At 74.0% G+C, this 22,752-nt stretch carries 18 protein-coding genes; 8 read left to right on the forward strand and 10 right to left on the reverse strand.

The window, feature by feature from the left end; translation table 11 throughout:
* The first annotated feature begins 6 nt into the window (after positions 1–6).
* The gene (locus tag NQZ70_RS24905) at positions 7–2,316 is read left to right on the forward strand and encodes an adenylate/guanylate cyclase domain-containing protein (protein WP_129576419.1); all 2,310 of its coding nucleotides are present in this window, start codon (positions 7–9) and stop codon (positions 2,314–2,316) included.
* A gap of 73 nt (positions 2,317–2,389) precedes the next feature.
* Here NQZ70_RS24905 and NQZ70_RS24910 read toward each other — a convergent pair whose 3' ends face one another.
* Positions 2,390–3,148, reverse strand: coding sequence for a class I SAM-dependent methyltransferase (locus NQZ70_RS24910; RefSeq protein WP_129576420.1), 759 nt, complete (start codon positions 3,146–3,148; stop codon positions 2,390–2,392).
* A gap of 145 nt (positions 3,149–3,293) precedes the next feature.
* Here NQZ70_RS24910 and NQZ70_RS24915 point away from each other — a divergent pair, with 145 nt between their 5' ends.
* Positions 3,294–4,145 (forward strand): alpha/beta fold hydrolase, encoded by an 852-nt coding sequence (locus NQZ70_RS24915; protein ID WP_129576421.1) that lies wholly within the window; start codon positions 3,294–3,296, stop codon positions 4,143–4,145.
* 50 nt (positions 4,146–4,195) lie between these two features.
* Positions 4,196–4,816, forward strand: coding sequence for a bifunctional 2-polyprenyl-6-hydroxyphenol methylase/3-demethylubiquinol 3-O-methyltransferase UbiG (locus NQZ70_RS24920; RefSeq protein WP_129576422.1), 621 nt, complete (start codon positions 4,196–4,198; stop codon positions 4,814–4,816).
* 72 nt (positions 4,817–4,888) lie between these two features.
* Here NQZ70_RS24920 and NQZ70_RS24925 read toward each other — a convergent pair whose 3' ends face one another.
* Positions 4,889–6,118 carry an MFS transporter gene (locus tag NQZ70_RS24925; protein ID WP_129581556.1) on the reverse strand — a complete coding sequence of 410 codons (1,230 nt, stop codon included), beginning with the start codon at positions 6,116–6,118 and terminating at the stop codon, positions 4,889–4,891.
* A 187-nt stretch (positions 6,119–6,305) separates the two neighbouring features.
* On the opposite strand from NQZ70_RS24925, the gene NQZ70_RS24930 reads away from it, so the two are divergent.
* Entirely contained in the window at positions 6,306–7,106 is an 801-nt protein-coding gene (locus tag NQZ70_RS24930) for a DeoR/GlpR family DNA-binding transcription regulator (RefSeq protein WP_237245581.1), read from the forward strand.
* A 187-nt stretch (positions 7,107–7,293) separates the two neighbouring features.
* Here the strand turns inward: NQZ70_RS24930 and NQZ70_RS24935 are convergent, their stop codons facing one another.
* The 4 genes from NQZ70_RS24935 to NQZ70_RS24950 form a co-directional block, all read right to left on the reverse strand.
* Complete coding sequence (locus NQZ70_RS24935) at positions 7,294–8,199, reverse strand: hypothetical protein (protein ID WP_129576423.1); 906 nt, start codon at positions 8,197–8,199, stop codon at positions 7,294–7,296.
* Between the two features lie 247 nt (positions 8,200–8,446).
* Positions 8,447–9,145 (reverse strand): hypothetical protein, encoded by a 699-nt coding sequence (locus NQZ70_RS24940; RefSeq protein WP_129576424.1) that lies wholly within the window; start codon positions 9,143–9,145, stop codon positions 8,447–8,449.
* Positions 9,146–9,478: 333 nt separating this feature from the next.
* Complete coding sequence (locus tag NQZ70_RS24945; protein WP_129576425.1) at positions 9,479–10,327, reverse strand: hypothetical protein; 849 nt, start codon at positions 10,325–10,327, stop codon at positions 9,479–9,481.
* A 166-nt stretch (positions 10,328–10,493) separates the two neighbouring features.
* Positions 10,494–14,717 (reverse strand): serine/threonine-protein kinase, encoded by a 4,224-nt coding sequence (locus tag NQZ70_RS24950; protein WP_129576426.1) that lies wholly within the window; start codon positions 14,715–14,717, stop codon positions 10,494–10,496.
* Between the two features lie 75 nt (positions 14,718–14,792).
* On the opposite strand from NQZ70_RS24950, the gene NQZ70_RS24955 reads away from it, so the two are divergent.
* Both NQZ70_RS24955 and NQZ70_RS24960 read left to right on the forward strand, forming a co-directional pair.
* Positions 14,793–16,355 carry a serine/threonine-protein kinase gene (locus NQZ70_RS24955; RefSeq protein WP_237245582.1) on the forward strand — a complete coding sequence of 521 codons (1,563 nt, stop codon included), beginning with the start codon at positions 14,793–14,795 and terminating at the stop codon, positions 16,353–16,355.
* A 144-nt stretch (positions 16,356–16,499) separates the two neighbouring features.
* A complete protein-coding gene (locus tag NQZ70_RS24960; RefSeq protein ID WP_237245583.1) occupies positions 16,500–17,852 on the forward strand; it encodes a sigma 54-interacting transcriptional regulator in 1,353 nt (450 codons plus the stop codon).
* On the opposite strand, the gene NQZ70_RS24965 is transcribed toward NQZ70_RS24960, so the two are convergent.
* Entirely contained in the window at positions 17,801–18,121 is a 321-nt protein-coding gene (locus NQZ70_RS24965) for a hypothetical protein (RefSeq protein WP_129576428.1), read from the reverse strand. The genes NQZ70_RS24960 and NQZ70_RS24965 overlap by 52 nt on opposite strands.
* Before the next feature lie 221 nt (positions 18,122–18,342).
* On the opposite strand from NQZ70_RS24965, the gene rsmG reads away from it, so the two are divergent.
* Together rsmG and NQZ70_RS53140 are read left to right on the forward strand one after the other, a co-directional pair.
* Positions 18,343–19,062: a 16S rRNA (guanine(527)-N(7))-methyltransferase RsmG gene (gene rsmG / locus NQZ70_RS24970; RefSeq protein WP_129576429.1), complete on the forward strand. Its 720-nt coding sequence runs from the start codon at positions 18,343–18,345 to the stop codon at positions 19,060–19,062.
* Positions 19,059–19,457, forward strand: coding sequence for a DUF6537 domain-containing protein (locus NQZ70_RS53140; protein WP_129576430.1), 399 nt, complete (start codon positions 19,059–19,061; stop codon positions 19,455–19,457). The genes rsmG and NQZ70_RS53140 overlap by 4 nt, the downstream gene beginning before the upstream one ends.
* Here NQZ70_RS53140 and NQZ70_RS53085 read toward each other — a convergent pair.
* The 3 genes from NQZ70_RS53085 to NQZ70_RS24990 form a co-directional block, all read right to left on the reverse strand.
* On the reverse strand, positions 19,444–20,448 hold the full coding sequence (locus NQZ70_RS53085) for a hypothetical protein (RefSeq protein ID WP_129576431.1): 1,005 nt from the start codon (positions 20,446–20,448) through the stop codon (positions 19,444–19,446). The genes NQZ70_RS53140 and NQZ70_RS53085 overlap by 14 nt on opposite strands.
* Positions 20,449–20,949: 501 nt before the next feature.
* A complete protein-coding gene (locus NQZ70_RS24985; RefSeq protein WP_165374143.1) occupies positions 20,950–21,750 on the reverse strand; it encodes a Sua5/YciO/YrdC/YwlC family protein in 801 nt (266 codons plus the stop codon).
* 346 nt (positions 21,751–22,096) lie between these two features.
* Positions 22,097–22,714, reverse strand: a complete 618-nt coding sequence (locus NQZ70_RS24990) for a cadmium resistance transporter (protein WP_129576433.1) — start codon at positions 22,712–22,714, stop codon at positions 22,097–22,099.
* Positions 22,715–22,752 lie beyond the last annotated feature (38 nt).

Here is a 22,752-nt window from a genome sequence, read left to right on the forward strand (position 1 = left end):
GTAGCTATGACCCGATCCCCCTCCGACAAGGACGCGAACAAAAAGGCACCGGTCAGCCCAGTGTCGTCGCGAGGGACCCCGCCGGAGACGATCCCGTCGCGCGGCAACACCAGCGGAAGCTACGTGCCGCCGGCTCCGCCCCCGGCGCGCAACAACAGCAGCTGCCTGCCGCCGGCACCGGCGTCGAACCGGGGCGGCAGCACCCTCCCGCCCCCGCAGCACCCGGCCGCCGCCCCGGCGCGCGGCAGCCACTTCCCGACCGACGCGCGCGTGCGGCGCGATCGGCCGAGCGCCACGGGCGCGGTGCACGGCGGCCACCCCTCGCCGGACGCGCGCTGGCGCGATCGGCCGCTCGGCCCGGCCTCGGCGCGCAGCGGCCACACCTTGCAGGATCCGTTCGACCGGTGGGACCCGCCGGAGGGGCCGCCCACCATGCCCGCGACCCAGCCGCCCGAGCCGCCGAGCTCGCGCGTGCCGGAGCTGTCGCGCCACGAGGACGGGGGCCGCGGGCACGCGCCGGCCTCGTCGCCGGGCAGGCGCATCACGCCCGCCTCGCCGTCTTCGCCCCAGCCGCCTTCCCCCCAGCCGGCCGCCCGCCCGGCGGCGGCGCGCGAGCCGCAGCGGCTCCACGAGCCGCACGGCGGCGGGCACGACCCGTACACGCCCATCAACCAGATCCTCGGCTACACGCGGCTGCTCGTCGCGTCGCTGCAGGGCAAGGTCGCGCCGCAGCACATCGAGGACATCCGCAACATCGAGCTCGCCTCGCGAAAGCTGCTCGGCATCGTGCAGGCGATGGAGAACGGCGAGGAGGACGCGCCCTCGAGCGTGAACGTCAACGTCGCCTCCCCGCGCGAGGAGCCCGCGCTCCACACGGAGATCGAGGGCGGCGGGCGCGGCGCGATCCTCGTGGTCGACGACAGCCGGGGCAACCGCGACGTGCTCTGCCGCGTGCTGCAGAACAACGGCTACCGCGCCGTCGCCGCCGAGGACGGGCCGCGCGCGCTCGGGCTCGCCGCGCGCGAGCGCTTCGACGCCGTGCTGCTCGACGTGAACATGCCCGGCATCAGCGGCCTCGGCGTGCTCTCCGCCCTGCGCCAGAGCCGGTCGGCGGCGGAGCTGCCCGTGATCATGGTGACCACGCGGGGGGCGAGCGAGGACGTCGTCGAGTCGCTCAAGCTCGGCGCCAACGACCACGTGACGAAGCCCATCGACTTCGACATCCTGCTCGGGCGCCTCGACACGCAGCTCACGCTGAAGCGCTCGCGCGAGCAGCTGTCGCAGCTCGCCGCGGAGCTGTCGGTCAAGAGCGAGTTCATCCGCAAGACGTTCGGCCGCTACCTGAGCGACGACGTGGTGAACCGCCTGCTCTCCTCGCCCGAGGCCCAGCTCCTCGGCGGCGAGGAGCGCGAGGTCACCATCATGATGACCGACCTGCGCAGCTTCACCACGATGACCGAGAACATGCCGCCCGAGGTCGTGATGCGCCTCCTGAACGGCTACCTCGGCGAGATGGCGCGCATCATCATCGCGCGCGGCGGCACGGTCATCGAGTTCATCGGCGACGCGATCCTCGCGCTCTTCGGCGCGCCGTTCGCCACGGGCGACGACACCCGCCGGGCGGTCGCCTGCGCGCTCGAGATGCAGATCGCGATGGACGCGGTGAACGAGAAGAACAGCGCGGAGGGGCTGCCGACGCTCCAGATGGGCATCGCGCTCAACACCGGCCCGGTGGTCGTCGGCAACATCGGCTCCGAGGCGCGCACGAAATACGGCGTGGTCGGCTCGCAGGTGAACCTGACGTCCCGCATCGAGTCGTGCACGGTGGGCCGCCAGATCCTCATCGCGGACACCACGCGCCGGGCCGCCGGCGCCGGCCTCCTGCTCGGCCAGAGCCACGCGCTGGCCGTCAAGGGGTTCTCGAACCGCGTGCTCGTCCACGAGCTCCTCGGCCTCGACAACCCCGAGCGGCTCTACCTGCCCGAGCGGCGCGTCGAGATCCTCGCGCTCTCGTCGCCGCTGCCGGTCGTGTGCGCGCGCCTCGCGGGCAAGCGCGTCGAGGGCGAGCCGCAGTCCGCGTTCATCCTCGGGCTCTCCCCCTTCGGCGCCGTGCTGCGGCTGCACCCGCGGCCCGCGCCGTTCACGAACCTCCAGCTCCACCCGTCCGTCGCGCTCGCCGAGCAGCTCGGCGGCGAGCTGCACGCGAAGGTGATCGAGCTCGACCCGCGCGCCGACGACGTGGTGCGCATCCACTTCACGTCGTCGCCGCCGGGGCTCGCCGCGCTCGTGCAGGAGCTCCACCGCGCCGAGGCCTAGACCACCGTCTCGTCGATCGACCGAGAAATGAACCGCCAAGGACGCCAAGAAGAGAACAAGATCTCGGCGTTCCCTAGGCCTGCGGCGGCGCGGGGAGGCGGCGCGCGACGAGGAAGTACCCCAAGGGGAACTTCCTGCCGCTCCAGTGCGCGACCTTCCGGCCGGGCGACGACCGGGACCACGCGCTGACCACGCCCTGCGCCAGCGCCGCGATCGGATTCCCCACCACGGGGACGGCGGAGGCGCTCTTCGCGAAGACGTCGCACGCCACCTCCACCAGCCCGCCGATGCGCTCCATCACGAGCACCTCGAACCCGGCCTGCTCTGCCAAACGACGGTGCGCGAACTCGGTGTACCGGTAGTAGTCGTAGGGCTCTCCGTGCAGCCAGTAGAAGAACGGCGTGTTCACGAAGGCGACGCCGCCAGGGCGTAAGATCCGCGCCATCTCCGCCCAGAGCGATTCCGGCCGCGCGATGTGCTCGAGCACGTCGGACAGGATCAACGTATCGAGGGAGGCATCCTCCAGCGGCAGCGCGCCGTTCAGATCGCACTCGAAGTCGAGGTGCGGCGTCTCGAACGCCGAATTGCTCCAGTCCACGCAGATCACGGACGAGACATGGCTCCGGTAGGCCCCGTACAGCGGCACCGTCCCGCAACCGAGGTCCGCCGCGGCGCCGTGCGCGTACCGGGGCAGGTACTCGTCGTAGAGCCTCGCGATGCAGTCCCCGGTCAGGCGGGAGCCCATGATGACTTCCCGCAGGTCGGTCGACGCGCGCAGCCTGCCGCCCCGCCGGACGAACTTCGTCTCTCGCCATGCCGCTTCGTTCTTCATGGCCCTGCTTATCCGATGGGCCCTCCGGCGCCGTCAATCGGAAGGCACCCGGAGGGCCGCGGCGTTGCTTCGGACGAGCCCCTCGCCTACGCTCCGCCCTCGCGTCGCCGTCACGCGGCCGCACACACCGAGGTAGCCGACGCACATGCGTTCCCTGACCGTCGCGGGCCCTGCGGGCGCGCTCCACGTCGTCGATCATCCCGCCGTGGGCGCCGATTCCCCCGCGGGCGCTCGTCCCGTCGCTTTCGCGGATCCCTCGCGAGAGGCGCTGCCGCTCGTGCTCGTGCACGGGATGGTCGCCCACGCCGGCTTCTGGGAGGCGCCGCTCGCGCACGCCTCCGGCCGGCGCCGCGCCGTGGCCATCGATCTCCGGGGACACGGCGCGTCCGAGCCCCCCGCCCACGCGGACTACGCTCCTTCCGCATGCGCGGCCGACGTGCTCGCGGTCCTCGACGCCCTGGCGCTCCCCCGCGTGGCGCTCGTCGGCCACAGCTACGGCGCGCTCGTGGCGCTCGCCGCCGCGGCCTCCCATCCGGAGCGGGTCGCGCGTCTCGTGCTCGCGGACCCGCCCCGCGACTTCTCGCAGGTCCCGGCGGCCGGCAAGGCGCAGCATTTCACGCCTTACATCGCCGCGCTCGAGTCGGACGGCTGGCGGGACACCGCCGTGGCCACCTTCGACGAGGCGCTCGCGGGCAGCACGCCCGCGACGCGGGAGACGGTGCTTTCGCGCGCCGCCGCCGTGCCGCACGACCAGATGCTCGACATGTCCCGCCACCTGCTCGAGTTCGAAGCCGCAAGCGCGCTGGACCGCTACCTCGCGGCCCCGGGCGCCCGCGCCCACGCCATCCTCGCCCCGTCGAACGCGTGGCCGCTGAGCCTGCACGTGCTGCGGCCCGCGCTGACGTCCGTCGTGCTGCCGGGGACCAGCCACTGGCTGATGCTCGACGCCCCGGCCGCGTTCGCTGCGGCGCTCGAGGCCTGGCTCGACGCCCCCTGACGGGACGCCCCCCGCCTTGCGGCGCGGCCCGCCCGGCGCACACTGCCGCCATGCGCGAGGACGACCTCTCCCGGCTCACCGCGAGGACCCTGGGTCACTACGACGATCACGCCCTGTCGTTCTGGGAGGGCACGCGGGACCACGACGTCTCGCAGAACCGCGCGGCGCTCTTCACGGCGCTGGAGGGGGCGGGCCCGTTCACGATCCTCGATCTCGGCTGCGGCCCCGGGCGCGACCTCGCGGCGTTCCGCGCCGCGGGGCACATCCCGGTCGGGCTCGACGGATCGGCGCGGTTCGTCGAGATGGCGCGGCAGCACGCGGGGTGCGAGGTGCTCCACCAGGATTTTTTGCGCCTCGATCTCGGGGCCGAGCGCTTCGACGGGATCTTCGCGAACGCGTCGCTGTTCCACGTGCCGAGCCGCGAGCTGCCGCGCGTGCTCCGCGAGCTCCACGCCGCGCTCCGCCCGCGCGGCGTGCTCTTCAGCTCGAACCCGCGCGGCGACGATCGCGAGGGGTGGTCGGGCGACCGCTACGGCTGTTATTGGTCGCTGGAGCGGTGGCGGGAGCACGTGAGCGCCGCCGGGTTCGAGGAGATCGAGCATTACTACCGCCCCGCGGGCCGGCCGCGCGAGCAGCAGCCGTGGCTGGCGACGGTGTGGCGCAAGCGCTGAGCGGCGGCGCGCCGTCGAGCGCCGGTCCGGCGCTCCGGCCGGGCGCTCCGGCCCGCGGCGACGGCGCCCGCGTCAGTGGGCCCTGAGCGCGGGCGGGCACGCCGCGGGCGGGCACGCCGCGGGCGCGCCGGCGGCGGAGCCGCGGGCCACCGCCGGGGCCAGGGCGACGATCACGAGGACCAGCGCCACGACGAGGACGAGCCCGCCGCGCAGGGTGAGGAGATCGGCGAGGAGGCCGATCGCCGGCGGCCCGACGAGGAAGCCGCCGTAGGACAGGGTGGCGAGCGTCGAAAGCGCCCTCCCCGGCGCCACGCCGGGGGCGCTCGCCCCGGCGCGGAAGACGAGCGGCACCACGACGGACAGGCCGGCGCCCACGCACCCGAAGCCCACCAGCAGGGCGATCGGGACGTTGACGAGCAGCGCCGCGCCCAGCCCGGCCGCGACGACGAGCGCGGCCGCGCGAACGAGCCGCTCGGGGCCGAACCGCTGCGTCAGCCCGTCCCCGGAGAACCGCCCGAGGAGCATCGCCAGCGAGAACACGGCGTAGCCGGTCGCGGCCACGGCCGCGGTGGTGTGGAGCTCGTCGCGGAGGTAGACCGCCGACCAGTTGGCCATCGCGCCCTCGCCGATGGAGGAGCAGAACGCGATGAGGCCGAGCAGGAGGAGCCGGGTCGAGCGGCGCTCCGCGGGGGCGCCCGCGGCCGCCGCGGCCGGGGCCTCGGGGCGCGCGTCGGCCGAGAGCGCCCCGCCCGCGGCGGTGACGGCAACGGCGAGGACGGCGGCGACCGCGAAGAGGTGCGCCGCGGGGGACAGCGCCCGGTCCGCCGCGAGCGCGCCGAGGGACGCGCCGATCAGGCCGCCGAGGCTGAACATGCCGTGGAACGAGGCGAGGATCGGCCCGCGGTGGCGCCGCTCGACCTCGACGGCCTGCGCGTTCATGGCGACGTCCATGAGGCCGTTGCTGGCGCCGAGCAGCAGGAGCGCGGCGACGAGCGCGGCGAAGGAGGGCGCGAGCGCGGGCAGGGGCAGCGCCGCGCAGAGGAGCACGGCCGAGACGCGGGTGACGCGCCGGCTGCCGAAGCGGGCGATGAGCGGCCCGGCGGCGCGAAAGGCCAGCATCGCGCCGACGGCGACGCCCAGCAGGGCGAGGCCGAGCGCGCTGTCGCGCAGCGCGAGCCGCTCGCGCACCGCGGGGACGCGCGCGGCCCAGGAGGCGAAGGCGACGCCGTTCGCCACGAACATCACGGAGACGGCGCGCCGGGCGCGCGCGATGTCGCCGTCGGGTGCTGGGGACGCGAGCATCACGGCCCCCTCCGCGCCGGGCCGGACGGGGCGCGGGCGCTGCGCTGATCGAGGAAGGCCGTCCAGCAGGCGGCCGGGTGAGCAGGAAGCGTTCCAGAATCTTCGTGCAATTTCGTGAACATCAAGGAAGAATCTTGCAGGCGGGCGCGGCCTTCGCAAGCAAGTTCGTGCACAAATAGGAACAAACGTGCAAAACAACGCAGACAGCTCCGGGCTCATGGTCGCCGAACGGCGGCGGCATATTCTCGCCGTACTGGAACGCGATGGGAAGGTGGTGGCGGCCGAGTTGAGCCGTGCGTTCGGCGTCTCGGAGGACACGATCCGGCGCGATCTGCGCGAGATGGCGAACGAGGGGCTGCTGCAGCGGGTGCACGGCGGCGGCCTGCCGCTCGCCAGGGTGAACCCGAGCTTCCCTGCGCGCGAGCGGCAGCAGCCGCGCGTGAAGGACGAGCTCGCGCGGGCGGCGGCCACGTTGATCAAGAAGGGTCAGGTGGTGTTCATCGACAGCGGCACGACGAACGTGGCCGTGGCGCGCCACCTGCCGCGCGATCTCGAGGCGACGGTCGTCACCAACAGCCCTCCTGTGGCGATCGCGCTGTCCGAGCACCCGCGCGTCGAGGTGGTGCTGCTCGGCGGGCGCATGCGGAAGGATCCGCTGGCCGCCGCGGACGCGGTGACCATCGCGGGGGTGCGGCAGATCCGGGCGGACCTCTGCTATCTCGGCGTGTGCACGCTGGATCCGACGTTCGGCATCACCACGGTGGATCTGGACGAGTCGTACGTGAAGCGGGCGATGGTCGAGGCCTCGGCGGAGGTCGTCGCGCTGGCGACCGCGGACAAGCTCGGCACGGTGTCTCCGTACGTGGTCGCCCCGCTGGGCGAGCTGACGTGGCTCTTCACCGAGCGCGGGGTGTCGAAGGAGGCGCTCGCTCCTTATCGGGAGGCGGGGGTCACCATCACGCAGGCGCTGGAGGAGGAGCCAGCGTAGCGGCGCTCGACAGGTGCGCGGGGGAGATGCCGCGCTGCTGCGGGAGCCAGAACCGAACGCTGTGTTGCCACTCGCGTTGTCTTTCCGGTGACATTCGACGAGCCACGCCCATCACCTCCCGAGGTATAACGGCCTGGCAATAATCAGCGGTGACTCATCGCCTTTGTCGGGACGCATCCGTCCACCGTCAAGAGAGCACTTCGGCGGCGGTCTTCGCACCAAGGACGTTATCGATCCAGCGGTCGAGGGTCGCGATGTCGGTGCATGCCTGGATGCGCGCGCTCTCGTTCGCGGTGAGCCCGATCCCCGCACGCGCGAGCAGCCGCAGCAGCGTATCCCTCTTGCCCTCACGGATGCCCTCGAGCTTGCCCTCACGGATGCCCTCGAGCTTGCCGCGATCGATGAGCTGCCTCACGAACGGGGGGAAAGTCGCCTCGCCTTCGATCTGTCGTTCCATGACCAACGCCTCCAGAGCCTGCCGCATCGGCTCACGCAACGCGTTCCAGATGAGCTGAAAGTAGACCATCGCGTGCTCCTGGTCGAGCTGGCCGACGGCAACGAGCGCCGCCTGGACGACGGCGAGCCCGTTCGGCCCGTTGCCGTGCGCCACCGCCGAGAGCACGGCGAGCTCGGTGTCCGCCGCCGCGTCGGCTGGATCGGTGATCTCGGGGACGACGGCCGGGCCCAGCACCAGCGGCTCGACGTGGCCGAGGCCCAGGCCGAGGTCGATGCTCTCCGCCGCCCAGGCAGCGACGCCGGCGTCCGGCGCGACCACGAGCACGACCGTGCGGCAGCGCCTCTTGGCGCGCACGACCGTGACATACGTCGGCCACGAAAACTTCTTGTTCGGATCCATGTCGCGCTGGACCTCGATGACGATCGCCAGCACGAGCGCGCCGCTCGCGTCCCGGAGCTCGAGCACCAGGTCAGCGCGGAACTCCACGGGGATGAGCTGGTCGAGCGACGACTCGACCACCGCGGCGGAGGCGTGCGCCGGCACCTCGACGTGGAAGAGCGTCGCGAGCAAGCGGGGCGCGAGCGCCGGCTGGTCACGGAACATCTCGACGAGGGCGTTGTGCTCGAGCGTCGGCATGACGCTCGGCCTCGAGCACGCCCCATGCCGGCACGAAACGACGGGAAAACCCGTGGAGAGGGTCAGATCAGGGGGTGGCGGCGCCATGGCGGAGGCGGCGGCGACCACTCCCCGCGCCACGGCGCGACGGCCCAACGATTCGAGGCTGTGCCGCGGGCAAGGGCGCGAAGCGCATCCACCCGTCGGCCACAAGCCCCTGCTGGGCGGGCCCAGCACGGTGCTGCATCCTGCGCGCAACGGAGCAGGGTCACGCCCTCGATTGCCGCCGGGCACGTTGAACCGCGTCGAGGTATGCGCTCTGCGCGCTCGTCAGCGGCCTTCGCTCGACCAGCGCGTACCAAATCGCGTTCTCGATCCAGAAGCGATAGATGAAGGTCTCGAAGTCTGGAGCGCACAACACAAGCTGCTCGAATACGACGCCGTCGTCGTCATCGAGCGAGCCTTCAGAGGCGTCATCGAGCCATTCGGGCATTCCGGCGACGACGGCAGGCACATCGTCCGGCGGGAGGTACAGGTACCATAATACACACGCCTGCTGGTCGTTCATGAACCGAAGCAGGCGGCCCGGCTGGTTGCTCGGAGGTTCAAGGAGGCGCGTGGACAGTTCGAGATAACACGCTGTGCACGTCGGAACTCGACGATGAATCTCCGGCGTCGTCAGGAACGTGGCGAAGGCATCAGGAATCCTGATCCCTGCCTGCTGTGCCTCCCCGTACAGTTGGCTGAGATCTAGCTGTTTTTCGCAGCTCTCCTCGTGAACGCCCAAAACCGTGTCGCGTTCAGGCGGGGCAGGGAGCCACCGAAACGAGCCATCCCAATGGTGCTGCTCGAGCTCAGGAAGCTGATCGTAGGGGATCAACATGTAGGTGTTGCCGTGCCCCCAGAAGCTCTCGTGCGAGCCCGCGGCATACCAGCCCAGCGGGAAGGGAGAATCCAAAACGTTCATGGCGCTCCTATGCCTCCATCTCGAGCCGGCACGCCGCTCGGCCCGACCAACAGTCGATTGGTCGACCGAAGCCGCCGGACCAGGTCTGTCTGGATCGTCGCATCTTAGGGCCTCCCCCACAGAAAGTCTCACGGATCGGCTCTGCGCCTCAAGGCCCCAATACTGTCCAGCGCCATAGGGTAGATCGATCCGACACCGGCGGAAGCCGCCGCCTTTCCGGGGGGCCGGGGGCGCCTTCCGGGGGCGCGGCGGACGCGCGTCCCTCGCGCCCTCGCGGCCCTCTTCCCATGAATCGATGTCGCCGAACTTCAACGTGTTCGGCGTTCTAGCATCCTAGAGCAGCCCGGAGACCAGCCCCAGGACACCGCATGTCAGGCCCCCCGAGGAGAGCGCGACGAGAGGCTCCAGGCGCGAGGCGATCGACTCCGGGTAAACCCCGCTCCGGCGGGCCCAGCAGGTCGGCGCGCCCGCGTCGTCCCGGTCGCAGACCGCATCGCAATGGCCGAGGAGGGTGAGCCCGCACGAGGGCGATTGCCCGCAGACGCGCGCGAGGGTCTTCGCGCTCAGCGCCACACCGCAGTCGTCGATCAGCGCGTTGTCGGCGCAGGCGAACGCGGTCGGGTGGGCCGGCTCGAAGAGATCGCCGAACATGATCGCGTCCCGGACCGTGTACTCCGACGCATCGCCGTCCGACGCGTCGGCGAGCCCCGGGTGGCCGCCGGTCAGGTGCACGGCGATATGCGCCCCCAGCGCGTTCAGCGACTGCAGCAGGCACGCCGTCATCCAGCGCCGCGACGCGCCGTCCGAGAGCGGTGACGTGGCCCACGACGGCGCGAGCCCGATCCACCCGGCGAACGACCGCTCGAAGCGCGCCTCCACCGCCGCCCCCGCAGGCAGGGCGCAGGCGACCACGCGCTCCACAAGATGCCTGCCCTGCTCGCTCGCGAGGAGCGCCGCCCCACCGCCGTCCAGCCCGTCCGGGAGCGGCGCCCGCGCGAGCGCCCGCAGCGCCTGCTGCGTCGACGGCTTCCAGAAATAGGCCGGCTCGAGGCCGTTCATCACGATGATCTCCTGCTCCGCGACGAGGACCGACTCGGCGTCGTCGGCCGGCGCCGCTCCGCACCCGACCGCGAGCACGCAGAAACCGATCACCCCGGCAGCATCGATCCTTACGCGAAGCATGACCCCATCCTCCAGTTAAGGCGCACGTGCGTGCGCATCACACCCGGTTCAGCGGCCACTCCTAAGCAATTCCTGATCCGCGGCCGCGGCCGGCCGGTCGTCCGCTCCGGCGGTCCTCGCGCCGCGATCGCCGCAACCGGGCTCAGCCGCGAGGTGCGCGGCGCGATCAGCAGCGGCTCGCGGCGGCCTGCGACGCGTCGAGCCGGAGCGCGAGCCCGTCGAACCGCGAGCGCCAGGCCGGATGCTCCGAGAGCAGCGCGCGGGCCCTGCTCAGGCTCGCGACAGCGACCTCGACAGCACCGTGGCGGAATGCCGCACGGCCGCGCCAGTAGAGGACCTCGAGGAGCTCGTCGGCGAACTGGAACGGGCCGGCCTCGAGCTCCGCCTCGTCGAGGCCGCCGAGCAGGTCGCGCGGCGCGACGCCGTCGCCGCCGTCCGAGAGCAGGCAGCGCAGCATCAGGTAGCAGCCGTGCGCCGCCTTCGCGGACGGCTCCGGCGGGCACGACGCGGCGATCCACGCGAGGAGGCGCCGCGCCTCGCCGAGCTCGCCCCGCGCCGCGAGGATGCGCGCGAGCAGCAGCGAGCACTCGGGCACGGGGCGATCCACGAACCGCCGCTCGAGCGTGTGCGCGCGGCGCGCCAGCGAGAGCGCCTCGTCCTGCTGATCGCTCCAGTAGAGCAGCTCGGCGACGTTGTACGTGGCGACGCGCTCCAGCCACGGGTTGCCGATCTCCCGCGCGAGCGCGATCGCGCGCCGGAGATCCGCGGTCGCGCGCGGGAGATCCTTCTTCAGCGCCCAGAGCACGACGCGGTTCATGATCGCGACGCAGAGGTGCGGCAGATCCTCGGCCCGCTCGCAGAGCGAGATCGCGTCCTCGGCCCGCCGCTCCGCCTCGGCGAAGCGGCCCGCGTGCGCGAGCTCGGTCGACAGCAGCACGAGCGCGATGATCCGGCCCTCCTCGTCGCCCGCCGACTCCGCCAGCGACGCCCCCTCCGAGAGGAGCGCGATCGCCTCCGCGACCTCGCCACGCCTGAGGCGCGTGCGCCCCTCGGCCACGCAGAGGCGCGCCGAGAGCCGCGGCGAGCCCGCGCGCGCCACGAGCGGCCGCGCCAGCTCGACCCGCCGCGACGACGCCTCGTAGGCGCCCGTCCAGTCGAGCGCCGTGGCCTCCTCGAGCAGGACGTCGGCGCGGAGCTCGTCGTCCGCGAGCTCGAGCGCGGCGGAGAGGTCGGCCAGGGCCTCCTCGATGAGGTGGAGCCGGTAACGGATCCGGCCGCGGCCGGCCAGCGCGAGCGCGCGCCGGCGGCGATCGCCCTCGCCGGCGAGCTTGAGCGCGGCGGTGTAGCAGCGCTCCGCCTCGACGTGCCGGTGCCGCGCGAACGCGAGATCCCCGAGCCGGAGGTGCGCCTCGGCCGCCTCCTCCCCCGCCCCGCACGCGCCCGCGTGCCGGGCGAGCGGCTCGAGCTCCTCCGGCCCCGGCTGCGCCGCGAGCTCCGGGGGCGGCGCGGCCGGGTCGGCCCGCGGGGCCGCCGAGGACGCGGGAGGGAGCCCCCGCTCGACGCGCGCCCGCCAGAAGGCGAGCGCGTGCCGGTGGATCTGCGCGCGGTGCTCGGGATCGAGCGTCTCGTACACCGCGTCGCGAAAGAGGCCGCTCTGGAACCACCACCGCTCGCCATCACCCCGCGCGCGGCGACCGTCGCCCTCGCCGTGCGCGGCGGGCTCGCCGTCACCCCGCGCGCGGCGCCCGATGATGCCCTGCTCGACGAGCACGCCGAGCCCGTACCCGGCGTCGACCGGCGTCCCGGCGCCTCCGGCGCGATCCACGGCGTCCTGCACCCACTCCAGCTCGGCCCGCGTGAACGACTCGCCGAGCACGGCGCAGAGCCGCGCGAGCGCGGCGACCTCCTGCGGCAGCCCCCCGAGCTGCCGCATCGCCAGCCACTGCCATGCCGGAGAGACCGGCAGGCCGTCGAGCTCCGCCGCCTCGACGCAGTAGTCGCCGCCCCCGGGGCGGCGGCGCACGAGGCCGGCCTGCTTGAGCGACCGGATGATCGCGGCGAGGCAACCCGGGTTGCCGCCGGCCCAGCGGGCGAGCCCCCGGAGCACGTCGGCGGGCGGGTACGCGGCCGGCAGGAGCAGCTGCGCCGCGAGGTCCGCCGCGGCGGCCTCGTCGAGCGGGGCGAGCGTCACCCGGTCGGCGCGCTGCGTGCGCGCGCCCCACGCGGGGCGGAAACGCTCGAAGCGCGGGTGCGCGATGACCGCCGCCCAGAGCGCCACCCCGGCGCCGTCGAGCGTCGCGACCTCGAGCGCGTCGAGCACGGGGACGTCCGCCCACTGCGCGTCGTCCACGATCACCGCGACGGGGGCGCGGCGCGCGCGGCGGCGCAGCCCCTCGGCGATCGCCCGCGCGAGGTGGTGCGGCGTCGCGACGGGCGCGGCACCGGGGCGCGACCACCCGAGCGCCGCGGCCACGGACGCGAAGGTCGAGGCGCCGATCTCCGGGCCGAGCCGCGCCTCGCAGAAGGCCCGAGGATCGGCCGGCGCGGCCGCGGGCGCGGCGAGCGCGAAGCGCAGGATCGCCGCGGTGTCCTTGCTCGCCTCGCCCGGCAGGGGCTGCGCCGCGCGCACGACGAGCGCCGCGGCGCCGGGGCGGAGGTGCCGCGCCACGGCGGCCGCCTCGGCCGCGACCCGGCTCTTGCCGAGGCCGTCGTCGCCGAGCACCGTGACGAGCGCGGGACAGACGCCGCTGAACGCCGCGGCGGCGCTCGCCTCGAGCGCCGCGACGACGTCGCCCCGCCCCACCGTGGTCGGCGGCGGCGCCTCGAGCTCCGCCGCCGGCGCGCCCTGCGGCGAGGTGGGGGTCATGGTCGCCTCGGCCTCGGCGAGGGCGCGCTCGAACTCCTCGGTGAGCGCGACGCCCGACCAGGGATCCGCAGGGATCCAGGTCTCCGGGCGATCCACGGCCGCGCCGTAGACGGCGGGCGGGGCCTTGTCGCGCGGACGGATGATGACGCCCGCGAGGTGGAGCGCGGCGCGGGCGCCGTGCCGCTCGACGAGCTCCCGCGCGGCGGCGAGCGCGAGCCGAACCGGGTCCTCGGCGTCGTGGGCCGAGAAGACGGCGGTGTAGCGGCGCCGGCGCTGGCGGACGCAGATCCCCCTGCGGCTCGCGAGCGCGGCGACCACGACCGGCGTGGCGGCGCCGGTCTCCGCGACAAGCACGACGGCCGGCTGGAGCCCCTCGGCGATGAGCCTGCCGCCTCCGCGGCCGGAGGGCGGCCCCGGCGCGATCGCGGGCCGCGAGGTCGGCTCCGCGGCAGCGGCGGCGCCGCGCTCCGCGATCGCGGCCGCGTCGGCGGCGGCGCCGGGCTCCGCGATCGCGGCGGCGCCGGGCTCCGCGGCGGCGCCGGGCTCCGCCGCCGCGCCGGGCTCGGCGGCGGCGGCGCCGAGCGCGCAGGCCTCGTCGAGCGCGCGGCGGAGCGCGGCCGCGCTCGGAGGCCGGCGGCCGGGATCCTTGGCGAGGCACGAGAGCACGAGCTCCTCGAGGGCCTCGGGGACCGGCGCGAGCTCTCCCGGCCGCGGCGGGCGCAACGTGAGGTGCCCGTGCTCCACCGCGCCCGTGTCCCCCACGAACGGCGGCCTGAGGGTGAGCAGCTCGAACAGGATCGCGCCGAAGGCGTAGAGATCCGCGCGCTCGTCGAGGTCGGCCTCCGCGCGGAGCTGCTCGGGCGCCATGTACTCGGGCGTGCCGACGACCGTGCCCCCGCGCGTGATCTCGATGTCGTCGTCGTGGGGCGCCCCGGCGGGCCGCGCCAGGCCGAGGTCGAGCAGCACCGCGCGCGCCGCGCCCGCCGCGGCGCCCGCGCGCCGCGGCGTGAGGATCACGTTCTCCGGCTTGAGGTCCCGGTGGACGACGCCCCGCGCGTGCGCGGCCGCGAGCGCGTCGAGCAGCGCGGCCCCGCGCGCCGCCGCCCAGGCCGGCTCGGGAGGCCCGGGCAGCGCCGCGAGCGCCTCGGCGAGCGTCTCGCCGGGGACGAGATCCATGGCGAACCAGGGGCGGCCGTCGTCGAGCCGCCCCTCGGCGTGGACCCGCGGGACGTGCGGCGGACCGATGAGCCGGAGCGCGCCCGCCTCGCGCCGGAACCGCGCCTGGACCGTCGGCCGGGGGGAACGGCCGACCTTGAGGGCGACGGGGAGGCCGTCCGCCTCGCGCCGCGCGGACCACACGGCGGAGAAGCCGCCCTGCCCCAGCAAGCCGCCGACCTGGAAGCCCGGGACGCGCGGCGGCCCCGGCGCGGGCGTGCGCTCGGCCGACGGCGGCGCCGTCCCGCCGTCTCGAGGGCAAGCCCCCGCCGGGGGGAGCCGGCGGTGGCACTGTGGGCAGCGGGACACGTCGTTGCTCCCTGGGGCCGGCGGAGAGCCGTCAGCTCGCCGCAGCCGCTTATGGTACCGTCGCTCGGCCGGTCCATGGTGAGCGAAGAGCCCGACACCGTCCCCAGCGCGGGGATCCCCAGCGAGCGCACGGTCCGGACCGCGCAGCCGGCTTCGGCCGAACCCGCCGCGCCGGCCGCGCCGATCACGTTCACGCCGATGACGCCGACCGCCACGGCCACGCGCCCCCCGGCGGCGGCGCTCGCCGGCCTCGTGCTGGACGCCCTGCTGCCCGGGGAGCGGGCGGGCGACTGGGTGATCGAGGGCCCGCTCGGCGCGGGCGGCTTCAGCGTGATCTACCGCGCCCGGCACGCGGACCGCGGCACGGCGGCGGCCGTGAAGGTGCTGCACCCGGAGCTCAGCGCGCAGCCGGACGTTGTGATCCGCTTCCAGCGAGAGGTGGAGACGGTCCGGCGGCTGGAGCACCCCGGCATCGTCCGGGTCTTCGAGCAGGGGCAGCTCGAGGACGGGCGGCCTTACTACGTCATGGAGCTGCTCGCCGGGGTCAGCCTGGATCAGCACCTGCGGTCGCGCGGCCGGCTGTCGCCCGAGGAGGCCCTCGCGGTGCTGGAGCCGCTCTGCGACGCGCTCGAGGCCGCGCACGCGCAGGCCGTCGTGCACCGCGACCTCAAGGCGTCGAACGTCTTCCTCGAGGAGGACGGTGACCGCCGCCGCGTCGTCCTGCTCGACTTCGGGGTGGCCAAGCTGCTCGACGCGCCCGGGCCGTCGCTGACCTCCTCGCGCGAGGTCCTCGGGAGCCCCTCGAGCGTCGCCCCCGAGCAGCTCCTCGGCCAGCCGGTCGACGTCCGGGCGGACGTCTACGCGCTCGGCGCCCTCACCTACCGCATGCTCGTCGGCGAGCCGCTCTTCAGCGGGGACATCGGCGCGCTCCTGCGCCAGCTGCACCTGTTCGCGAGCCCGCCGCGCCCGAGCGCGAAGGCGCGGCTCTCGCCGGGCTTCGACGAGGTCATCCTCCGCGCGCTCGCCAAGGATCCCGCGGCGCGCCCCCCGAGCCCCGGCGCGTTCCTCGAGGAGTTCCGCGGCGCGCTCGAGGCCTCGCGCGGCGCGAGCGACGCGCCGAGCGGGGCGCGCGCGCGCCCCGGGGTGGCGGTCTACGCCGAGGTGGGCGCCGCGCCCGAGGCGCTCGACGCGCCGGACGATCGCCTGCTCGCGGATCTGGAGGCGATCCTGCCGTTCGTGGCCGCCGAGCTCACCGAGGCCGGGCTGTCGCCCGGGGCCGAGACCGGCAGCAGCCTGCTCTTCACCGCCGAGCGCCCCGCCGACGCCGACGCGGAGGCGCGCCGCCGCGCCGTGGACGCCGCGCTCCGGATCTTCCGGCGGCTCGAGGGCCGCCCCGGGCGCGATCCCAGGGTGCAGGTGCGCCTGTGCCTCCACACGGGGGAGCTGCTCCTCGGCCCCTCGGGGGAGCTGCTCGGCGGCGAGCTCGCGGAGGTCGGCGGCTGGGCGCCCGAAGGGGCGCAGGCGGGCGTGTTCGCCTCGCCCGAGGTCGTCGCAGGCCTCGGGATCGTCGCCGGGCCGCTGGCGCTCGAGGGGACGATGCTGGTCCTCGCCGGGGCCGAGCCCACCGCAGCGCGGTAGCGGCGCGCTCCGGCACCGCGCCGGAAAAGTCCATCTCGGGTGCTGCCTGCGAGAGCCATCAGCAGCTGCGTGCCCGCGTCTGCACCGCAGATGCGATGTCCGGGACACCGCTCGGGCCGCGTTTGACATGGTAAGGTGGTGCGTGTGATCCGCACTGCGATACCCACACCAGGCGAGGACGCGACCACCGTGCTGAAGGTCCACCCGCGCGAGGTGACGTTCGGCAGATTCAGCGTGCAGGTGGTGAGCGGCCCGGATCAGGGCGCTTCGCACGTGGCCGACGCGCCGGAGCTCGCGATCGGCACCGCGGCCGGCAATCACCTGGTGCTCACCGATCCGTCGGTGTCGCGCCATCACTGCGCCATCGCCGCGACCCCCAAGGGCTATCAGCTGCGCGATCTCGGCAGCACGAACGGCGTCCTGCTCGGGGGCTTCCGCGTGGAGGCGGCGTACCTGACCCCGGGCGCCACGTTCGGCGTGGGCCAGACGTCGCTGCGCTTCGATCACCTGCCCGACGAGGTCCACGAGCCGCTCGGGGACGCGGAGCTCTCCGGGCGGGTGCTGGGGCAGAGCACGGCCATGCGCCGGCTCTTCGCGATGGTCCCGCGGATCGCCGCGGCGGACGCCACGGTGCTCCTCGAGGGCGAGACCGGGTCCGGCAAGGGGCTGCTCGCCGAGGTGATCCACCAGAAGAGCCCGCGCGCGGGCGGGCCGTTCGTGGTCATCGACTGCGGCGCGATCCCGCCCACGCTCATCGAGGCCGAGCTGTTCGGGTACATGAAGGGCGCGTTCACGGGGGCGCACCAGGCGCGCGCCGGCGCCTTCGAGGCGGCGCGCGGGGGCACGGTGCTGCTCGACGAGATCGGCGAGCTCCGGCTCGACCTCCAGCCGAAGCTGCTGCGCGCCCTCGAGGAGCGCTCGATCCGCCGCATCGGCAGCCTCGATACCGTCCCGCTCGACGTGCGGATCATCGCGGCCACGAACCGCGATCTCCGGCAGGAGGTGAACCGCGGCACCTTCCGCTCGGACCTGTTCTACCGGCTCAACGTGGTCCGGCTCCGGGTGCCGCCGCTGCGCGAGCGGCGGGACGACATCCCGCTGCTCGTCGCGCACTACTACCGGCAGTTCGCCGACAAGGTGGATCCGCCGGCAGATCTCGTGGAGCGGCTGCTCCACCACGACTGGCCCGGCAACGTCCGCGAGCTGCGCAGCGCGGTGGAGCGCGCCGTGCTGACCGGCGATCCCGCGATCGGAGAGGGCTGCGCCGCGGCGCGGGAGGTCGGCGACGACGATCAGGCGCTCCGGCCGGACGACCTCGAGCTCTCGTTCCGCCAGGCCAAGGAGCGCACGGTGGCGCGCTGGGAGCGGGCGTACGTGAGGGCGCTGATCCGGGCCAACGGGGGGAACCTCTCCCACGCCGCGCGCGCCGGCCGGATGGACCGGAACTACCTGCGGGAGCTCCTGCGCCGGCACGGGGTCACGGCGACCGAGTCATAGACGGCGTCGAGCAGCGGGGTGGAGCGGCTGCGGTTCGCGGTCGCCTCGTGCGCCTGAACGGGAGGCTCCGCCGGGGGCGGCGCCGCGCGTTTCGTGAACGCGCCGGCGCCGAACCGCTCCACCGCTGCCCCGAACCGCTCCACCGCTGCCCCGAACCGCTCCACCGCTGCCCCGAACCGCTCCACCGCTGCCCCGAACCGCTCCACCGCTGCCCCGAACCGCTCCACCGCTGCCCCGAACCGCTCCACCGTTGCCCCGAACCGCTCCACCGTTGCCCTTTTCGCTTCAGCCCCCCGGTGGCCCCCCGGTCGGGTGCCCTTTTCGCTTCAGCGCCCCGGTGGCCCCCCGGTCGGGTGCCCTTTTCGCTTCAGCCCCCCGGTGGCCCCCCGGTCGGGTGCCCTTTTCGCCTCACGCAGCGGAGCGACGTGCTCATCCCGTCCATCGATGACGCGAACGCCAAGCGGGAGCTTGCTAGGGTGTACGGACCCCCATGATCCCTGAAGAACGCGCCCCTCTCCCGCTGCCGGCCCCCGCTCCGCTCACGCCTCCGGAGGGCTTCGCGGAGCGCCTCGCGGCGATCGGCGTCACCCTCGACGCCGCGGTGATCGCCAAGCTCGGCGATTACCTCGCGCGCCTGCTCGCGATGAACGAGCTGATGAACCTCACCGCGATCACGGATCCGGTCGAGGGCTGGGAGAAGCACATCCTCGATTCGCTCACGCTCGTGCCTCTCCTGGAGGAGCTGAGCGCGGGGGCGAGCCTCGCCGACATCGGCTCGGGCGGGGGCCTCCCCGGCCTTCCGCTCGCCATCGCCCGGCCCGATCTGGAGGTGACCCTGGTGGAGTCGACGCAGAAGAAGGCTTCGTTCCTCGTCGCGGTGGCCGCGGGCCTCGGGCTCACCAACGTGTCGGTGCGCGCCGAGCGCGCCGAGCAGCTCGGCAAGGGCGATCTCCGCGGCGCGTTCGACGCGGTGACGGCGCGCGCGGTGGGGCGCCTGGTCGTGCTGATCCCCCTGACGGTGCCCTTCGTGCGGCCCGACGGGATGGTGCTTCTGGTCAAGGGGCAGCGCGCCGAAGAGGAGCTCGCCGAGGCGAGCCGGGTCCTCGGGCAACAGCGTGCCGCCTTCGTGAAGACCGTGGGGACACCGACGGGGAAGATCGTGGTGCTGCGGAAGTCGGGGGAGGAACCGAAGCGCCATTTCGGGCGGTGATCCCCGGCGGTGTCCCTCCCGCGCGTCCGGCGTCCAGGCGTCGCGAGGGGCCAGGCCGTAGCTCGGGCCCGCGCCGCCGTCGGCGATGTGGAGGACGAAGTCGCGGTGCTCGTCAGGCAAGCGGACCCGGTGCGTATCCGCCGGCCCTGCGGGCGCTGGGCATGCGCGGCGAGATCTCGCTCGGCGTCTGGGCAGTCGCGCTGCTCGTGGTGCTCCGCATGCTTCGCCGCCTGCGCGGCACGCCGCTCGATCCCTTCGGCCGCGCCCACGTCCGCCGGGTCGAGCGGGCGCTGATCCCCGAGTACGAGGCGCTCGACGTTGCCGCGGGCAGCGCGCGCCGCCCGAGGAGGGCGGCGCGCCTGGAAGGTGGGAGATGGAGGCTCAGTTGCAGGTGACGCTCTGGGCCGCCGCGAAGTTCGCGATATCGGCCCTGCACGACGCGGCCTCCGCCGCAGTGATGTTCGTCATCATGACGGGGAAGGCACCCCCGCTGCAATTACCGGGGAATTGGCTGCTCACGTTCATCACCTGCACACCACAGAAGGTTTCGTCTCCCTCCGGCCCCGGCGCCGTTCCGGCCATGAACTCCACGACCGACGTGCCCTCGTCGGAGACTGCCCAGGAAAAGCTGCCCGAAGTGTGGCAGGGAGCGGGGAAGGAGTAATTCGTGCACCGTCCGTCGTTCACGATCGTCCCGTCCAGCGCGGCCTCCCAGGCGGGGTTCCCGGCGCAGGGGCAGACGGGGCCGCAGGGCGCGCCGCAGCTCAGCGTGCCGCCGCAGCCGTCGGGGATGGTGCCGCAGTTCGCGCCCTGGGCCTCGCACGTGGTCGGCGTACAGCCGCAGACGTTGGCCGTGCCGCCGCCGCCGCAGGTCTCGGGGTCGGTGCAGGAGCCGCAGTTCAGCGTATCGCCGCAGCCGTCGGGGATGGTGCCGCAGGTCGCGCCCTGGGCCTCGCACGTGGTCGGGTTGCAGATCGGGAGACAGAGGCCGAGCACGCACGTCGCGCCGCTGCAACAGGGCAGCGTGGCGTCGCAGGGGGCGCCCTGGGGCAGACAGCCGCCGCCCTGGCAGGTCGGGTCGCCGACGGCGATGTAGTCGTCGGAGTGCAGCGAGTGCGCGGCGATGCAGGCCGCCACGCTGGTCTTGACGACCGTGTACGGGTGCGTCGTCGAGTTGGTGGCGTGGCAGATGGTGGTCTTGCCGTTGATCTCGTAGAGCAGGCACTGGAGGATGGAGAGGTCCTCATCAGCCTCGCCGACCTCCTCCGCGCCGGCGGAGTCGGACGGGGCCGTGCTGCACCCGGAACCGAGCGCGAAGAGGCCCACGGTGGCGATGGCGAGGATCGAGCCGAACATGGCATGGCGATTCTTGGGAAGCGTTGTCATGACGATATATCTCCTCGGGCGATGGCTCGTACGGGGCGTCGTGGAAGGGTGCGGTATCCTTGCGGTGGTGCGCGCCTGGTAACGGCGGAGTGCAACTCGACCGCGGCCCTCCTGGTGCTGCGCCGTCCAAACCTCGAGTACTGCGCCGTCCAAACCTCGAGTACTGCGCCGTCCAAACCTCGAATACTGCGCCGTCCAAACCTCGAATACTGCGCCGTCCAAACCTCGAGTACTGCGCCGTCCAAACCTCGAGTACTGCGCCGTCCAAACCTCGAGTACTGCGCCGTCCAAACCTCGAGTACCGCCCCGTCCAAACCTCGTCATGCAAAATCACGTGTTAACGAGTGCGAATCACATGTGAACGGCTCGGCCCGAAGCGGGGGTGGGAGGACTGGCGGGTGATGGTTGGGCACCGCACATTCGACCCGACGGATCGCGACAGATCGCCCCCGCAGAACCGTCCTGCCAGGGCTTCCTGCGGCGCGCCGCTGGGCGGCCGAGCTACGCTGCGTGATGCCTCGGGCGACGGCCCCTGGGACCGTGAAGGCGCACCGGGCCGTCGCGGTCCGCTGGCGGCGAGCGCCGCGCCTGGCGCCCTGCGCGTCCGTCCTGTCGCCGGGGGAACGGTCTCCGGAAGAGGGCGGCGTCGGCGCGGGCCAGGACGTCCGCGAGGTAGTCGCTGCCCCCGGCGTTCGCGCGGAGGGAGTCCTGGATGCCGCGCCGGTGCATCTCCCAGCCGCGACCGGGGACGAAGCGGAGCGTCGTCGTGGACGCGTGCGGCCGCGCGCGCTCGCGCAGCGCGTCGCCGTCGAGCACCCACACCTCGGGGCCGAAGGCGGCGACGGCCTGCCGCAGGTCGACCGCGGGCAGCGCGCCGGCGCGGTTGGCGCTGCTCACGAAGAGCGGCGCGTGGCGCTCGAGCAGCCAGGCGATGGGCTCCCACGTGACGCCGAAGAGGAGCGCCATGCCGTAGCTCGCGGCGGGCTCGAGCCAGCTCGGCGCGGCGACGTCGCGGGCCTGCGGCACGAGGGCGGTCACGCGCTCGACCGCGAGCAGCCAGCCGAGGCGGCGGCGCTCCGCCTCGTCGAGCGCGAGGTGCGGCGCGAGCCGGTCGAGGCGCGGCTCCCACGCGGCGACGGGGTGGTTGTGAGGTCGGCCCCGCGCGCGGTTCACGGCCGCGGCCGTCGTCCCCGCGACCACGTAGGCCAGCGGCGACGGGGTGGGCAGGACGACCGCCTCGCCGCGCGCGAGCGCCTCGTCGACGGCGAGCTTGCCTGCGGCGTCAAATCGCGCGACCGGCAAGGTGGCCTCCTGTGCGCTCGCGATCGTGCGTGGTCACGGATGATTCGATTCTTGCTTGAAACATGGTGGTCACACTCGACGGCGGGCGAGGTGGACGGGGGGATGGCGCCCTGCCGCCGCCGCGCGCTCTCAAGCAGGCATCGCGCCACGCGCAGCGCGGGCCGAGGCGTGGGCGAGCGCCGCCTCGGAGGGCGGTGATTTCCGCGGGGGTGCGGGGACCCCCGCGCGCGGTGGGCGGCGAGCGCGGCGGGCGGCGGCAGAGGCGCTCCCGGCGCCCGGGTGCTGGCTGCAGCAGGCGGCAGGTGCAGCCCGGCGCAGGCAACGAGCGCCCGCCCCCGCCGGCCGGTCAACCCGCTGGGCCCGCTGGACGGGCGAGCGCGAGGGCGTCGGACAGGATCCAGAGCCCCAGGCCGATCAGGACGAACGGCAGCGCCGCCCGGCCGTGGCGCCGGATGCGGCTGCCCAGGACCGGGTGGTGGACGAGGAGGTGGCCGAGCGCGCAGAAGGCGCCGGTCATGACCGCGAACACGGCCGCGTGGAGCGGGACGTGCCCCGGGGTGCTCGAGAACAGCGGGATGTAGGCGCCGAGGTTGTCCCCGCCGTTCGCGAGGGTCACGCTCGCCACCGCGAGCGCCTTGAACCGCGCCGCGCCGCCGGGCGGCTTCCCGTCGCCGTCGTCGCCGGCCCCGGGGCCCCGCCGGAGCGCCCAGAGGCCCCGCAGGCCGAGCGCGAGGGGTGCAAGGCCGAGCAGGCCGATCCACCCGTCCGGCACGCGGACGGCGAGCAGCGCGCACGCGACGCTCGCCAGGACGAGCGCCGCCATGCCGAGGAACTGGCCGGCGACGACCTGGCGGGGGGTGAAACGGGAGTCCGCGAAGAAGGCCGACAGCAGGAGGATGTCGTCGATGTTCGTCGAGATGAACACGACCACGCTCACCCCGAGCGCCGGAAGGATCTGCTGCATGGCGCCCGCGGGCGTAGCACCTCCCGCGGCCGGCCACC

The organism is Sorangium sp. So ce836 (genome assembly GCF_028553905.1).
Taxonomy (GTDB): Bacteria; Myxococcota_A; Polyangia; order Polyangiales; family Polyangiaceae; genus Sorangium; species Sorangium cellulosum_D.

What these genes read in the sequence shown, in the direction of transcription:
- NQZ70_RS24905 (WP_129576419.1), top strand. Translation starts at nt 7, where the DNA reads ATGACCCGATCCCCCTCCGACAAGGACGCGAACAAAAAGGCACCGGTC.
- NQZ70_RS24910 (WP_129576420.1), bottom strand. Translation starts at nt 3,148, where the DNA reads ATGAAGAACGAAGCGGCATGGCGAGAGACGAAGTTCGTCCGGCGGGGC.
- NQZ70_RS24915 (WP_129576421.1), top strand. Translation starts at nt 3,294, where the DNA reads ATGCGTTCCCTGACCGTCGCGGGCCCTGCGGGCGCGCTCCACGTCGTC.
- NQZ70_RS24920 (WP_129576422.1), top strand. Translation starts at nt 4,196, where the DNA reads ATGCGCGAGGACGACCTCTCCCGGCTCACCGCGAGGACCCTGGGTCAC.
- NQZ70_RS24925 (WP_129581556.1), bottom strand. Translation starts at nt 6,118, where the DNA reads ATGCTCGCGTCCCCAGCACCCGACGGCGACATCGCGCGCGCCCGGCGC.
- NQZ70_RS24935 (WP_129576423.1), bottom strand. Translation starts at nt 8,199, where the DNA reads ATGCCGACGCTCGAGCACAACGCCCTCGTCGAGATGTTCCGTGACCAG.
- NQZ70_RS24940 (WP_129576424.1), bottom strand. Translation starts at nt 9,145, where the DNA reads ATGAACGTTTTGGATTCTCCCTTCCCGCTGGGCTGGTATGCCGCGGGC.
- NQZ70_RS24945 (WP_129576425.1), bottom strand. Translation starts at nt 10,327, where the DNA reads ATGCTTCGCGTAAGGATCGATGCTGCCGGGGTGATCGGTTTCTGCGTG.
- NQZ70_RS24955 (WP_237245582.1), top strand. Translation starts at nt 14,793, where the DNA reads ATGGTGAGCGAAGAGCCCGACACCGTCCCCAGCGCGGGGATCCCCAGC.
- rsmG (WP_129576429.1), top strand. Translation starts at nt 18,343, where the DNA reads ATGATCCCTGAAGAACGCGCCCCTCTCCCGCTGCCGGCCCCCGCTCCG.
- NQZ70_RS53085 (WP_129576431.1), bottom strand. Translation starts at nt 20,448, where the DNA reads ATGACAACGCTTCCCAAGAATCGCCATGCCATGTTCGGCTCGATCCTC.
- NQZ70_RS24990 (WP_129576433.1), bottom strand. Translation starts at nt 22,714, where the DNA reads ATGCAGCAGATCCTTCCGGCGCTCGGGGTGAGCGTGGTCGTGTTCATC.